This is a genomic window from Dyella sp. SG609, from assembly GCF_012275375.1.
Classification (GTDB): Bacteria; Pseudomonadota; Gammaproteobacteria; order Xanthomonadales; family Rhodanobacteraceae; genus Dyella_D; species Dyella_D marensis.
The window spans coordinates 75309-88079 of record NZ_JAAZQJ010000012.1 but is presented as its reverse complement, the minus strand read 5'-3'; the positions used below and the strand labels follow the sequence as shown (position 1 = coordinate 88079).

General features: G+C 68.7%; 18 protein-coding genes. 4 read left to right on the top strand and 14 right to left on the bottom strand.

Annotated elements, in window-relative coordinates:
• Positions 1 to 70: 70 nt before the first annotated feature.
• The 9 genes from FHW85_RS18610 to FHW85_RS18570 form a co-directional block, all read right to left on the bottom strand.
• Positions 71 to 1297: a low temperature requirement protein A gene (locus tag FHW85_RS18610; RefSeq protein ID WP_168649251.1), complete on the bottom strand. Its 1227-nt coding sequence runs from the start codon at positions 1295 to 1297 to the stop codon at positions 71 to 73.
• A 65-nt stretch (positions 1298 to 1362) separates the two neighbouring features.
• The gene (locus FHW85_RS18605) at positions 1363 to 1677 is read right to left on the bottom strand and encodes a DUF2845 domain-containing protein (RefSeq protein ID WP_168649250.1); all 315 of its coding nucleotides are present in this window, start codon (positions 1675 to 1677) and stop codon (positions 1363 to 1365) included.
• A gap of 117 nt (positions 1678 to 1794) precedes the next feature.
• On the bottom strand, positions 1795 to 2070 hold the full coding sequence (locus FHW85_RS18600; protein ID WP_167252659.1) for a DUF2845 domain-containing protein: 276 nt from the start codon (positions 2068 to 2070) through the stop codon (positions 1795 to 1797).
• 33 nt (positions 2071 to 2103) lie between these two features.
• Positions 2104 to 2685 carry a DUF924 family protein gene (locus tag FHW85_RS18595; RefSeq protein WP_243867818.1) on the bottom strand — a complete coding sequence of 194 codons (582 nt, stop codon included), beginning with the start codon at positions 2683 to 2685 and terminating at the stop codon, positions 2104 to 2106.
• Between the two features lie 8 nt (positions 2686 to 2693).
• Positions 2694 to 3131, bottom strand: coding sequence for a PA2169 family four-helix-bundle protein (locus FHW85_RS18590; RefSeq protein ID WP_168649249.1), 438 nt, complete (start codon positions 3129 to 3131; stop codon positions 2694 to 2696).
• A 129-nt stretch (positions 3132 to 3260) separates the two neighbouring features.
• Entirely contained in the window at positions 3261 to 4007 is a 747-nt protein-coding gene (locus FHW85_RS18585) for a DUF2884 family protein (protein WP_168649248.1), read from the bottom strand.
• 69 nt (positions 4008 to 4076) lie between these two features.
• Complete coding sequence (locus tag FHW85_RS18580; protein WP_168649247.1) at positions 4077 to 4550, bottom strand: hypothetical protein; 474 nt, start codon at positions 4548 to 4550, stop codon at positions 4077 to 4079.
• Positions 4550 to 5110, bottom strand: a complete 561-nt coding sequence (locus tag FHW85_RS18575; RefSeq protein ID WP_168649246.1) for a peroxiredoxin — start codon at positions 5108 to 5110, stop codon at positions 4550 to 4552. The genes FHW85_RS18580 and FHW85_RS18575 overlap by 1 nt, the downstream gene beginning before the upstream one ends.
• Positions 5111 to 5211: 101 nt before the next feature.
• The gene (locus FHW85_RS18570; RefSeq protein ID WP_167252665.1) at positions 5212 to 5664 is read right to left on the bottom strand and encodes a hypothetical protein; all 453 of its coding nucleotides are present in this window, start codon (positions 5662 to 5664) and stop codon (positions 5212 to 5214) included.
• Positions 5665 to 5863: 199 nt separating this feature from the next.
• On the opposite strand from FHW85_RS18570, the gene FHW85_RS22580 reads away from it, so the two are divergent.
• The 3 genes from FHW85_RS22580 to FHW85_RS18555 all read left to right on the top strand — a co-directional run bounded on the left by FHW85_RS22580 (position 5864) and on the right by FHW85_RS18555 (position 7640).
• Entirely contained in the window at positions 5864 to 6202 is a 339-nt protein-coding gene (locus tag FHW85_RS22580) for a glycine zipper 2TM domain-containing protein (RefSeq protein ID WP_168649245.1), read from the top strand.
• 33 nt (positions 6203 to 6235) lie between these two features.
• Positions 6236 to 6649 (top strand): universal stress protein, encoded by a 414-nt coding sequence (locus tag FHW85_RS18560; RefSeq protein ID WP_168649244.1) that lies wholly within the window; start codon positions 6236 to 6238, stop codon positions 6647 to 6649.
• Positions 6650 to 6818: 169 nt separating this feature from the next.
• Complete coding sequence (locus FHW85_RS18555; RefSeq protein WP_167252668.1) at positions 6819 to 7640, top strand: ferritin-like domain-containing protein; 822 nt, start codon at positions 6819 to 6821, stop codon at positions 7638 to 7640.
• Between the two features lie 155 nt (positions 7641 to 7795).
• Here FHW85_RS18555 and FHW85_RS18550 read toward each other — a convergent pair whose 3' ends face one another.
• The 4 genes from FHW85_RS18550 to FHW85_RS18535 form a co-directional block, all read right to left on the bottom strand.
• Entirely contained in the window at positions 7796 to 8059 is a 264-nt protein-coding gene (locus FHW85_RS18550; protein WP_168649243.1) for a hypothetical protein, read from the bottom strand.
• Positions 8056 to 8514 (bottom strand): DUF6491 family protein, encoded by a 459-nt coding sequence (locus FHW85_RS18545; protein ID WP_167252670.1) that lies wholly within the window; start codon positions 8512 to 8514, stop codon positions 8056 to 8058. Before FHW85_RS18545 ends, FHW85_RS18550 begins: the two co-directional genes overlap by 4 nt.
• A 66-nt stretch (positions 8515 to 8580) precedes the next feature.
• Complete coding sequence (locus tag FHW85_RS18540) at positions 8581 to 9321, bottom strand: hypothetical protein (RefSeq protein ID WP_168649242.1); 741 nt, start codon at positions 9319 to 9321, stop codon at positions 8581 to 8583.
• Between the two features lie 63 nt (positions 9322 to 9384).
• Positions 9385 to 10272, bottom strand: coding sequence for a LytTR family DNA-binding domain-containing protein (locus tag FHW85_RS18535; RefSeq protein ID WP_168649241.1), 888 nt, complete (start codon positions 10270 to 10272; stop codon positions 9385 to 9387).
• A 156-nt stretch (positions 10273 to 10428) separates the two neighbouring features.
• Between FHW85_RS18535 and FHW85_RS18530 the strand changes: the two genes are divergently transcribed.
• Positions 10429 to 12249: an FAD-binding protein gene (locus FHW85_RS18530; RefSeq protein ID WP_168649240.1), complete on the top strand. Its 1821-nt coding sequence runs from the start codon at positions 10429 to 10431 to the stop codon at positions 12247 to 12249.
• Between the two features lie 99 nt (positions 12250 to 12348).
• Here the strand turns inward: FHW85_RS18530 and FHW85_RS18525 are convergent, their stop codons facing one another.
• On the bottom strand, positions 12349 to 12654 hold the full coding sequence (locus FHW85_RS18525) for a DUF3247 family protein (protein ID WP_167252674.1): 306 nt from the start codon (positions 12652 to 12654) through the stop codon (positions 12349 to 12351).
• Positions 12655 to 12771 lie beyond the last annotated feature (117 nt).

The following is a 12771-nucleotide window of genomic DNA, read 5'->3' as shown; positions in this document are numbered from 1 at the left end:
TGGGCCGCATCCGGCGATGCACCTGTTGGGGTTCGCTGCGCTCACCCCAACCTACGCCGGTCCGTGACGCTTATCCGTGCCCCGCGTGCGTTGCCAGGCGCCGCCGCACGCCGCGCAGCGACAAGGTCTCCCACACCGCCACCACCAGCAGCACCACCGTGGTGAGCGTGGCCAGCCAGAACACCGACAGCTGCAAAGCAGGCACCGCCAGCAGGGCCAGCAGTACCAGCCCCACCAGATGCGACAGCGGGAAAGGACAGCGCCCCGCCGTCATCTTGAACAGCGCATTGCCCAGCAGATAAAGCAGCGGCCCACCGATCAGCACGATGGCCGCCGGCAGTTCGCAGCGTGCGTGCGGATGGCTGAGGCTCAGTTCGTCGCCCACCGCACTCACCACGATGCCGGCCACGATCGGCAGGTGCAGATAGGTATAGGCCAGCCGCGCCGTGCGCCCCGGATCGGCCGCATGGCGGATCGCGCGGCTGCCGCGCTCCGCGCCCAGGTCGAAATAGATCCACCACATCGCCACGCAGCCCAGGAAAGCCGCCACGAAGGCGGGCGCCGCGTCGGCCATGGCGCTGGATTCGGCGAAGCTCGACCCGGTGACCACCAGCGACTCGCCCAGCGCGATGATCACGAACAGGCTGCAGCGCTCGGCGAAGTGGCCGCCTTCCACGTCCCAGTCCGCGGTGGTCGAACGGCCCAGGCCCGGCACGAAGAAATACGCGGCCGGGCCGAGGTATTCGATGCCTAGCGCGGCGATCCACCACAGGAAGCGCGGCGCGCCGTCCTGCCACGCCCCGATCAGCCAGCAGGCGCCGGCCACGCACAGCCACAGCAGGATGCGTACGAAGTTGGTGCGCTGGGATGCAGTGCCGCCGCGGTGCAGCGCCCACACCATGAACAGCGAACGCCCCACCTGCATCGTCACGTAGGCGCCGGCGAACAGCAGGCCGCGCTCGCCGAACGCTTGCGGCAGCGAGGCCGACAGCAGCAGGCCGGCGAAGGTCAGCGCCAGCATCATGGCGCGCACCGCGATGCGGTCCGGGTCCAGCCAGTTGGTGACCCAGCCGGTGAAGATCCACACCCACCACACCGCCAGGAACAGCAGCAGCACGTGTGCCGCGCCGATCAGGCTGAGGTCGTGCAGCAGGGTGTGCGACAGCTGGGTCACGCCGTAGACGAACACCAGGTCGAAGAACAGCTCGATGTTCGTCACCTTGCCGTGCCCGCCGGCGGTGCGTTCGCGCAGCAGGCCGGACGGAGCGTGGTGCGAAGAAGATTTGTGCGTGGACATGGCGGGCTTCCCTGGCATCGGCGCCTTTATGGCACGGCATCCGTGCGCCGGCTACGGCGCCGCCGCTATTCGATACGAGCTACCTTGCCCTGCACCAGCACGACGGTGACGGTGCGGCGGCCCTGGCGGTATTGCCAGCGCTCGCCTTCCGTGGCCTTGCCTGCCGCCTGTTTCGCGCGGCTGCCGCCTTTGGAGCTGCGTTTGTTCGTTGCCTTCCCGGCCTTGCCGCCGCTGGCCTTGTGGGCCGGCTGACCCAGCAACTCGACTACGCGCGCCGCGCTGTCGCCGGTGACCAGCACCTGCTGCCCGACCCGCAAGCTGTCCGCCCATGCCGGCGCTGCCGCGCAGAGGCAAAGGATCACCCATATCCAGCAACGCATGATTCACTCCCATGGCGCCACCAGCGCCGTGAGAGTGAATTTAGGCTTGCGCGGCGAAACGCATCAGCGGCGCATGCCGCCGCGGCGTGTAAGGCAACGCCGCGCGGACAGGCAGGCTCAGTTGCTGAGTTCCTCGATCTTGGTCACCTTGCCGCCGATCACGGTGAGGGTGGTGACCTGGCTGTTCTCGCGCTGGTACTGCCAGCGCTGGCCGACATAGCCGCCGTGCCTGGTCTCGATCGGTTCCTTGAAGCTCGGCTCGCCAAGCAGCTGGATCGCGCGCGAGGCGCTTTCCCCCACGGTCAGCACCTGGCTGCCGATGCGCAGCGTGCTGGCGGCATGTGCGGCAACGCTGGCCAGCGCCAGCACGGACATCAGAACGAGACGGCGCATGGTGGAACTCCTTTCCAGGCAGGGGGAGGGAACTTAGAACCCGGCGCCAGGCTGCGCCAGGTACTGCAACTCTTCGGGTGTGCAGGTGCGGCCGAGCACGGCGTTGCGGTGGGGAAAGCGGCCGAAGCGCTCGATCACCTCGCGGTGGCGCTGCGCATAGCTCAGATAGTTGGCGTACACGGCCTCGCCGGGAAACGCCGCGCACAGGCCTTCGACCAGGGCCACGCTGCGGTCCTGCAGGGCGCGGTCCTCGGCATGTTCCAGCGGCATGTAGGCGAACACGCGCCAGGCCGGCGGCAGACGTTCGTCGAAACCCTGCGCGATGCCTTCCAGCGCCAGCCGCTGCGCCTTGGCATCGCAGGCGAAGGTGCGCGCATCGCCGCGATGGAGATTGCGGCTGAACTGGTCGAGCACCAGCAGCAGCGCCATCCAGCCTTCGGGCAAGGTGATCCAGCTGTCGAGTTCTCCGCGCGCGGCCGCCTCGTGCAGCGCGCCGAAGCGGCTGCGGATGGCCTCGTCGAAGGCGTCGTTGCGCTCGAACCAGAGCGCCTCGTGATCGGGGTCGAACCAGAAGGCCAGCACATCCTGCGCGTCGGTCATGAGGTTCTCAGCCATGGGCGGCATCAGCCATGCGTGGTGCCGGCCAGGCAGTGCATGTCGCGGTGCATGCCGTACAGGCGGTCGAGCTGGCGGCTCAGGCCGGCTTCGGGACGGCCCGCGCGCTGCAGCTGGCGTTCGAAGCTGTGCAGCAGCCAGCATTCGTGCCGGGCCAGGCACTGCACCCACGCGGTATCGCGCTGCGCGGCGAAGCGGGTGGAAAGATCGGCCAGCAGGATACGCAGCGCACCGGCCGCGGTACCGCGCTGTGCGGCGTCGCCACCATCGGCGCTCACCTGCGACTGCAGGTCGGCGATCAGCGAGTCCAGCGTCTGCAGATTTTCGAACAGCAGGATCTGCAGCGCCGGATCGCGCACCCGCTCCAGGGCCCGCCGATGCAGGTCGCGGTCGTCGATACCGCGGCGGATCAGGGCGTTGAACAGAGTCTGGTCGAGATGCGACACGGCGACCGCCTCCGGGCGGTTCGGTGCTTGGGATAGTGGACGATGCGGCTATGCTCGGACTCGCCCGCTTAGCGGGGCATTAATCCCCGGGTGTCCAAAAAAGCCGCGCTCAGCAGCGGTTTGCCGACGTCATTGGGCGATCTGCAAAAGGTTCAGAGCTTGTCCGTTGGCGCCCGGCACGCCCTGCTGCAATTCGGCCAGGCGGCGGATCGACGGGCACAGCGCCTGCAGCTGCGGACGCAGCGCCTGCATGCGCTGCTCCAGCCGCGGGCGCAGCTGGGTGGCCAGGTCGCCGGCGCGGTCGCGCAGGCTGGCGGCGGCCTGCATGTCGCCGCTCATGGCGGCCTGCACGGCCTGCTGGCCCAGGTCTCCGGCGATCACCGGCAGCAGGTCGCTGGCGATCTGGTTCGCATACTGGTCGGCCAGGTCGCCCTGCCAGTCGTGGGTGCTCTGGCTGGCGTCGATGCGTTGCTTCAGCTGCGCCACGCGGGCGTCCAGGCGCTGGTTCAAGTCGGCCATGGAGCCGGCGCTCAGGCCCAGGTTGGCCGCTTCTTCGCGCACCGACTGCGCCAGCAAGTCCACGCCGTTGCGCGCCACGCTCTTGGCGCGCGGCGCCAGCGCGCGCAGTTCGCGTTCGAACAGGGCGATGCGGTCCTGGTCCTCCGGCCGCAGCGATACCGGCTGGCCGTCGGTGCGCAGGCTGCCGTCATGCAGCTCGACGTGGAAGGGCGCCGGCTGCGGCCGGTCGAACGACAGCTCGGCCGGTTTCAAGGTGACGTCGTAGCTGCTGCTGGCCTGGCAGGTGGTGGCCAGGTCCTGCGCGTGCAGGCCCAGGCTGGCCAGGGCCAGGAAGGTGGACGGGATCAGGCGGCGCATGCGGCGTCCTCGGGCGGAAGGCATGCAGCGATAGCCCGCCGCCGGACAACCCGGGCTGAACTTGCCGGCTCAGCGCCGCCGCGTATGGAACTGCGCGGCGACCTTGGGGCGGCCCATGGTCCAGGCCAGCCACAGCAGCAGGGGCACGCCGATGGCCTTGATCGCGATCACCACCTGGAAGGTGCGCCGCGCGCGCTCGACCATCAGCAAGGCCACGTCGCCCAGCTGCGGATTGGCCAGCGCCGCCTGCCGCGCCATGTCGAACTGCTCGCGCCCCTGCCACATCGCCACGCCGGAATAGACTGCCCAGCACGCCAGCAGCACGGCGGTCGCGCGCATCGCCAGCCGCGCCCATTCCTGCCGCAGCACGCAGCCGGCGCAGACCACGATCACACCCAGCGCGCCGGCCAGATAGTCGTAGACGCCGAAGCGCAGGTACTGCACGCCGCCATAGGCGGCGAGCAGCAGCAGCAACCAGACGGCGACCGGCCACGCGGCGAACTCGCGCGAGCCCGCCGTGTCCTTGCGCACCTTCAACAGCATCAGGACGAAGCCTTGTCCGAGGACTTCAGCGTGGTCAGGTCCGATTGCACCTGGGCGGAGTTCTTCTCCGGATCCACATCCTGGTAGACCTTGGCCACCTTGCCTTCCGGATCGATCAGGAAGGTGGTGCGCCTGGCGTAGTTCATGCCCATCTTGGAGGTCAGCACGCCGTAAGCGGTGGCCACCTTCTTGTCGCTGTCGGCCAGCAGCGGGAACGGCACGTGGTACTTGGCGGCGAAATCGGCATGCGACTTGACGTCGTCCAGGCTCACGCCCACCACCATCGCGCCGGCCTTGCGCAGCTTGGCGACGTCGTCGCGAAAGGTGCAGACCTGGGTGGTGCAGCCCGGGGTGAAGTCCTTCGGATAGAAATACAGCACCAGCCAATGGCCATGGAAATCAGCCGGCGTGTGCCACTTGCCGTTCTGGTCCTGCAGGCGGAAATCCGGCGCGGCCTGGCCCACCTGCGGCAGTGCGGAAGCCGGCGCGTCGTCGGCGAAAGCCGGGGCGACCATTCCGACCAGGAGAATCAAGGCGAACAACAGGAAGTTACGACGCATGAGAGCACTCCACGGGGAAAAGGGAACTCCGGAAGTGTACGCCTGCGCCCAAAAAGAAGGGCGCCCTCGGGCGCCCTTCCCATGCGTCAAACCGGCAAAGCTTACGGACGCTTGATGCTGAACTTGCCGATCGACACGCCGAGGTTCACGCCCTCGCCGGTGCCAGCCAGCGCCAGCGAGGTGGTGCCCTTGGTCAGCACCTGCGCCTGGCCGCTCTTGACCACGCCGGCCTCGGCGCCGGCCTGGGCGTAGTCGCCGAACACGTCGTCGATCGAACGCACGTGGCTGATCTCGCCCTTGCCGTTGTCGATGCGGTACTTGCCCGCCGTCAGGCCGCCGCCGACCACTTCGATCTTGACCGTGGCCTGCTGGCCGTTGTCGCAAGTGATGGTGCCGTTGCCCTCGGCGTGCTTGTAGATGATCGACCAGCCCGAGAGATTGAACCGCAGCTTGCAATCCACGTTCGCGTCGGCAGCCCGTGCGCTTCCCGTCGCGGCCATGCCGCCCGCCATCGCCAGCACCAGAGCCATCATTCCCATCGAACGCTTGATCATGTCGCTCTCCTTTAACTCGGTTGGGTCAGTACCCGGTCGCCATGGTAGGCGCGCTGGCTGAACAGACGGCGAAGCCGGGCGGTGGCGTTCAGCCTTCGCCAATAGCCGTGAGAGCCGCGTGCAAAACGTGTGTTCTTGATCTACCGCTAACGGAAGTCCGCGCAAACTCTTGCTCCACCGGAACCGATAAGGACTCGCCATGAACACGCGGACCGCTCTCGCCTTCGGCCTTTCCTGCCTGCTGTGCGCCGGCAGCGCGGTGCATGCGCAGAACTCCACCAGCAAGCCGCGCACGCGCACCGTGTGCGAGAACGTCACCGTGCAGGACCAGCCCAAGGACCAGCACCAGATCGCCGGCATGGCCATCGGCGCCGTGGCCGGCGGCGTATTGGGCAACCAGGTCGGCGGCGGCAAGGGCAAGACGCTCGCGACCGTGGCCGGCGCCGTCGGCGGCGGCTATGCGGGCAAGAAGATCCAGGAAAACCAGCAGACCAAGAAGACGCATGTCGAACGGCGCTGCCGGCAGGTCGCCTACTGAGTTCCAGGCTCCACCCGCCTGAGGAGGCGGCCCATGAAGTACACGCTGGTCGGCTATGACGGCTCGCCTTCCTCGCAGCGCGCGCTGCGCTTCGCGGTGGCCCTGGCCCAGGCCTGCGGCGGCCGCGTGCGGGTGGTCAACGCGGTGAAGCTGGTGGAAGGCGCGGCCGATACCTGCGCCCTGCTGATGGCTGATTCCGGCGCGCAACGCGCCGGCGAACTGCTGGCCGAAGTGCGCGCCCTGCTGCCCGACGCGGCCGGACTGATCGACGTGGAAGTGATGTCCGGCTGCCCCGGCGAGGTGCTGCTGGAACAGGTGCGTCGGCACGGCATCGACCACATCGTGATCGGCCACACCGAGCGCGGCGCGCTGGGGCGCTGGCTGCTCGGCTCGGTCTCCGACGATATGCTCGCGCGGGCCCACGTGCCGGTGACGGTGGTGCGCTGAGGCCGCCAGGAGCGGAGCGCGCAACTTCTTGCCGTGCCCCATGCCGCGTCCAGGTCGGCAGTCATTAATCCCGGACCCCGCTCTCGTCGTATGCTTTGTCATATAACAGTCATGCCAGGCCGGCGCGCGCCCCGCTCCGAACGGCCCGGGCCCGCACAGGAAATGCCGCGTGAGCTACAACACCACCCTGCCCTGGACTCTGGACAGCCTGGATCTGGACCGCATCGAATTCGAGCGCGTCCGCCACAACGAAGACCTTTTCTTCCTGCTGTGCAGCGCGTCCTTCGTGGAAAGCGGCTCGGACCTGTACACGCATAACCTGATCGACCACTTCGCCGGCGACGAAGCCCTGCAGACCTGGCTGAGCCAGCACTGGGAACACGAGGAACTGCAGCACGGCCGCGCGCTCGCCGCCTATGTGCGCAAGGTGTGGCCGGAGTTCGACTGGGAGCGCGGCTTCCAGTCGTTCTGGGACGAATACGGCAAGGTCTGCACCGCCGACGAACTCGAACCCAGCCGCGGCCTGGAGCTGGCCGCGCGCTGCGTGGTGGAAACCGGCACCGCCAGCCTGTACCGCGCGCTCAACGACATCACCGACGAGCCCGTGCTCAAGCAGCTCACCAACCACATCAAGAGCGACGAAGTGCGCCACTACAAGCACTTCTACCAGCACTACCGGCTATACCGCGAACGCGAAGGCTTCGGCCGCTACAAGGTGTTCCGCACCCTGCTGCGCCGGGTCAACGAGATCAAGAGCGAGGACAGCGACATCGCGCTGCGCCACGTGTTCAACCAGTGCTATCCGCAGCACGTGGACAACCAGGCGGAGTTCAAGCGCATCACCGGCCGCGCCCAGGCCCTGCTCCGCCGCAACATCCCCGCCGAGATGACGGTGAAGATGCTGCTCAAGCCGCTGGACCTGCCGCCGCGCGTGCAGGGCATGGTGGAGAAGCCGCTGGCGAAGATTGCGGAGAAGCTGTTTCTCAACTGACGCCGTCCAGGCGTCATCCCGGCGCAGGCCGGGATCCAGTAGCGAAAGACGGCACGATGGCTTGGACGTCCAAAGACTGACTTGGGCGTTATTTCGACAACCGGCTACTGGCGCTACTGGATCCCGGCCTACGCCGGGATGACAGTAGGTGGCGCTCAGTCGCGCCCCACTTCCAGCTCCCGCTCGCGCTCCCGCGCACTGCCCTCCGGCCAGTGATACCAATCCTCATGCGGCGAGAACTGCCGGCACGACGGGCAGAACGTGATCTGCCAGCGATAGCTGCAGCCGGGGCAGACGCCGGCGGTCCAGAAGGTGTTCCACACCGTGCCGCAGCCGCCCATGCGCGGCGAGCATTGCCAGCGGTCCTCGCCCTGCGGGCGCCAGGCGCAGCGCGGGCAGAAGATCTGCGGCTCGTTCATGGCGAAGGCTGGTCCGCCGCGGCGGCCGCGCGCTGCGCGGACTGGATCTTGCGCTGCTCGTGCTCCACCGACTTGAGCCTGGCCAGGTCCACCGGGCGGATCTCGCCGATGGTGCAGGGGATGTCGCGTCGCCCGGTCAGCACCTTGTCGAAGCGCACCTGCACTTCGTTCAAGTTGGAGGTGAGGCCGATGGCGTCGGTGAATTCCAGATCGGGGCACGGCCCCATCACGCTCACCAGGTACGCCTCGTTCGGCCGCGTATAGATGGCCAGCTGGCTGTCGCCCAGCGGTTCCCACGAATACAGCTCGAAGAAACGGAAGCTGCGCACCGGATCGCGCGCGGCTTCCCTGTAGGCGGCCTGGCGCGCGCCGATGCGCTGCGCATACGGCACGCTGGAACATGCCGCCATGCCGAGCACGGCGATGGCGGCGAACAGAACACGGTGGGCGAACATGGCATGTCCTCCAGTGGAAGGAGACCCGCATCGGAACGCGCGGCGCCTTCCGCGGTGCACCTCGCGTTATTTCTTCCTGGCGCCGCCCTTGCCCACCGGCTGCCACTTGTCCGCGTCGAAGCCGCCGACTTCGTACACCAGGGTGAGCTTCTTCTCGCCGTCCTGCATGGTGACGTCGATCGACATCTTCTTCGACTTCTCCAGCAGGGCGATGAAGGCCTTGTCGTCGCGGATCATCAGCGCCGGCTCGCCGGTGCTGGGCGCGAAGGCCTTGATGCCGGTGTCCTTGCCGTCGACCACGGCCTTCAGCGTGCAGTTGCCCTTGCACACGAAGCCATGCTCGCCGCCGGCATACAGGAACGCGTTCTGCCCCCACTCGGTGTGCCGGCGCAGCACCAGCCGCACGCGGTCGTTGCCGGAAGGCTGGCTGCTGTAGATGGTGGCGGTGGACTGCGTGCCGCCGGCCATCGGCGACACCTGGTACAGCCACAGGCCCTGCAGGCGGTTCTTCTCGCTGTTTTCCTTCCAGCGCTTTTCCACTTCCGGCAGGGTCTGCTGCACTTCCTTGGCGGCCTCGCTGCTGGGGTAGCGGCTGACGATCTCCTTGCCCATCGAGGTGGCCATCTCGTCGTTATGGATGCGCAGCAGCTGGCGGTAGGTCTCCAGCTTCTGCGCCGACTCGTCGGCCTGCGGCGCCTGCGCCGGCGCGGCGGCCTGGTCGCCGCCGGACGGCGAGCAGCCGGCCAGCACGCCGGCGAAAACGAACGAAGCGGCCAGGACGGCGGGACGAAGGCGCGGCAGGTTCATCGGCGGTACCCGTGAATTGGAAAGAAGCCAAGAGTGAAACGGCGCGCCCCCAGGCGCAACCGCTCAGGCGCCGGCCGGTGCGTCGCCGAAGCGCTCGCGCAGCTGGCTGCGGTAGCGCCGGCTGCACGGCACCACGGCGCCGTCGCGCATGCGCAGGCGCGCCTCGCCAGCGTCCAGCGGCTCGATCTCGGCCAGGTAGTCCAGGTTGATCGCAAAGCTGCGGTGCACGCGCAGGAAGCGGCGCGCGTCCAGGCGCTCCTCGATGCCGGCCATGGTGCTGCGCAGCGGATAGTCGCGGCCGCGCACGTGCAGGTTCACGTAGTTGCCCGAGGCCTGCAGCCATTCGATCTCGCTGGCGTTGACGAGGAACTCCTTGCCCAGCTTGCGCACCAGGAAGCGCTCCGGCCGCTCCACCGGTTCCACCGGCGGGCCTTCGTCGGGCTCGGCCAGCAGGCGCGCCTCGCCCTGCCAGCGCATCAGCCACAGCCGGGCCAGGCTGACCAGGGCGATGATCAGGAAATAGGTGCGGACGTCCTTGAGGTATTCGTAGCCGAAGTTCGGCCACCAGCTGCCGAAGTCGTAATGCCGGCCCATTGCCGCGTAGACCACGCCCCGCAGCGCCACCATGCCGGCCACGTGGAGCAGGCTGAACGGCACGCTGGCCAGCAGGTGCCAGGGCAGGCTGGCGCGCCAGCTGTCCAGGCGGAACGGCCAGCGCCGCTCCACCGCCAGCACGGCGGGGATCAGGGCCAGGATCAGCAGGCCGCTGCTCCACTCCCAGGTCCAGGGTTCCCAGGCCGGCAGGCGCGGGTTGTCCATCCGCGCGACGATGGCGTTGAACGTCGTATTGAGCAGGGTGACCAGCACCCAGAACGCGCACACCACCGGCCGGCGCCAGCGCTGGAAATCCCGGTAGTCGAAGCCGGCGTCGAAGCTGGGTCGGTTTTGCATGGCCGGCATTCTACGGGCGGGGCGGCTCGTCACCACGGTCCGCCATTCGTCCCTTGCAGCCCGCGATCAATCACCTGGCGCTGGGTTGCCTGGCGCCCGCCGCACAGCATGGGTGGCATCCGGCGCCGCCGCGCCTTCCACGAGCCAGCCACTCCCATGAACCGCCGCGACCTGCTCAAAGCTTCCCTCGCCCTTCCGCTGCTGCCGCTGGCGCTGCGCGCCGGGGCGCTCCCGTCCGCCAGGGCGGCCCATGTGCTGGCCGGCCCGCTCGCCTTCCAGCGCGTCCGCCCCGGCCAGCCCGGCTGGCCGGCTCCAGCTCAATGGGACGAACTGCGCCGCCAGGTCGGCGGCCGCCTGCTGCAGCCGCGCTCGCCGTTCGCCGAATGTCCGTCCGCCGCCTGCACGCAGGCGCTGAAGCAGCTGGACAACCCGTTCGCCCTCGGCGACGACCCCGCCCTGACCCAGACCAGCGGCTGGGCCGACGCCTGGACCTCCCAGCCCAGTGCCTATGCCGTGGCGGCCGAGAGCGCGGCCGACGTCGCCGCCGCGGTGAACTTCGCCCGCCAGCACCGCCTGCGCCTGGTGGTGAAGGGTGGCGGCCACAGCTACCAGGGCACCTCCGAGGCGCCGGATTCGCTGCTGGTGTGGACCCGCCGCATGAACCGCATCGAGCTGCACGACGCCTTCGTGCCGCAGGGCGCCGCCGGCCGCGCCGCGCCGCTGCCGGCGGTAAGCGTGCAGTCCGGCGCGCTGTGGATCGACGCCTATGACGCGGTCACCACCCAGGCCCGCCGCTACGTGCAGGGCGGCGGCTGCGCCACGGTGGGCGTGGCGGGGCTGGTCCAGAGCGGCGGCTTCGGCAGCTTCTCCAAGGGCTTCGGCAGCGCGGCCGGCAACCTGCTGGAGGCGGAGATCGTCACCGCAGACGGCAAGCTGCGGGTGGTCAATGCCTATAACGATCCGGAACTGTTCTGGGGCATCAAGGGCGGTGGCGGCGGCAGCCTGGGCGTGGTGACGCGGCTGACCCTGCGCACCTTCGACCTGCCGGAGTTCTTCGGCGCCGTGATGGGGCGCATCAAGGCCTCTTCGCGCGAAGCGTTCCACGCGCTGATCCGCCGCTTCGTGGCGTTCTACCGCGAGGCGCTGTTCAACCCGCACTGGGGCGAGCAGGTGGCCTTCCGCGACGGCGACACGCTGAAGATCTCGATGGTGTTCCAGGGCCTGACCCAGGAACAGGCGCAGCAGACCTGGGAGCCCTTCCTGGCCTGGCTGAAGGAGCATCCGGAATACACCGTGGCCGAACCGGTCCACGCCATCGCCCTGCCCGCCCGGCATTTCTGGGATGCGGTGTTCTTCCGCAAGCACGCGCCGGAATACATCGTGCCGGACGACCGCCCCGGCGCGCCGGCGCACCACATGATCTGGCGCGGCGACCGCGACCAGGTGGGCTGGTTCATCCACTCCTACCAGTCGGCCTGGATGCCCGCCGCGCTGCTGCAGCCCGGGCGGCAGGACGTGCTGGCCGATGCGCTGTTCGCCGCCTCGCAGCACTTCGACTACGCGCTGCACTTCAACAAGGGACTGGCCGGCGCGCCGGCCGACGCGATCGAACGCGCCCGCGACACCGCGACCAACCCCGGCATGCTGGAAGCCTTCGCGCTGGCCATCTGCGCCAGCGGCGGCGAACCGGCCTTCGCCGGCATGCCCGGCGGCGCGCCCGAGCTGGCCCAGGCGCGCCAGCAGTCGCGGAAGATCGACCAGGCCATGCAGGCCTTGCTGAAGGTGGCGCCGGAGGCGGGCTCCTACGTGTCGGAGAGCGATTACTTCCTGCGCGACTGGCAGCAGCGCTTCTGGGGCTCCAACTATCCGCGGCTGGCGGCGGCGAAGCGTCGCTACGATCCGGATGGATTGTTCTTCGTGCACCACGGCGTGGGCAGCGAAGCCTGGAGCGCGGACGGATTCACCCGCCACGCGTAGGTTGGGGTGAGCGCAGCGAACCCCAACAAACCCGCACGATCCCGCCATGTTGGGGTTCGCCTGTGGCTCACCCCAACCTACGCCAGCGGCGAGGCGTGGTCAGCATTCGCTGCCCATCGTCGAATCCAGATGCTCCACCCGCGCGATCTCGTCCAGCCAGACCCGGCGCTGCCAATCCGGCGCCTCCGGGCGCTCCAGGCGCAGCTCGCCGTTGATGCCTTCGCGCCGGTCGCTGGGGTCGAGATAGAGCTGCACGTTGGGGCGTTCGACGATCACGCCCTCGCAGCGGTCGCCATTGGTCAGCTCCAGGCGTACGCGGCCGTTGGTCGGCAGTTCGCGCACCAGCGCTTCCAGGGCCAGGATGGTGGGTTCATCGGTGTAGACATGTTCGGCGGACCGGGCCATGCGTGCTCTCCGCGTTGGAACTTGCGCCCACCGTAGCGGCGCGCGGGGCAATCGCGGATCAAATCGGCGGCACGATGGCGTCAAGCGGGCCGGGCAGCGCGACTACAATGCGCGATC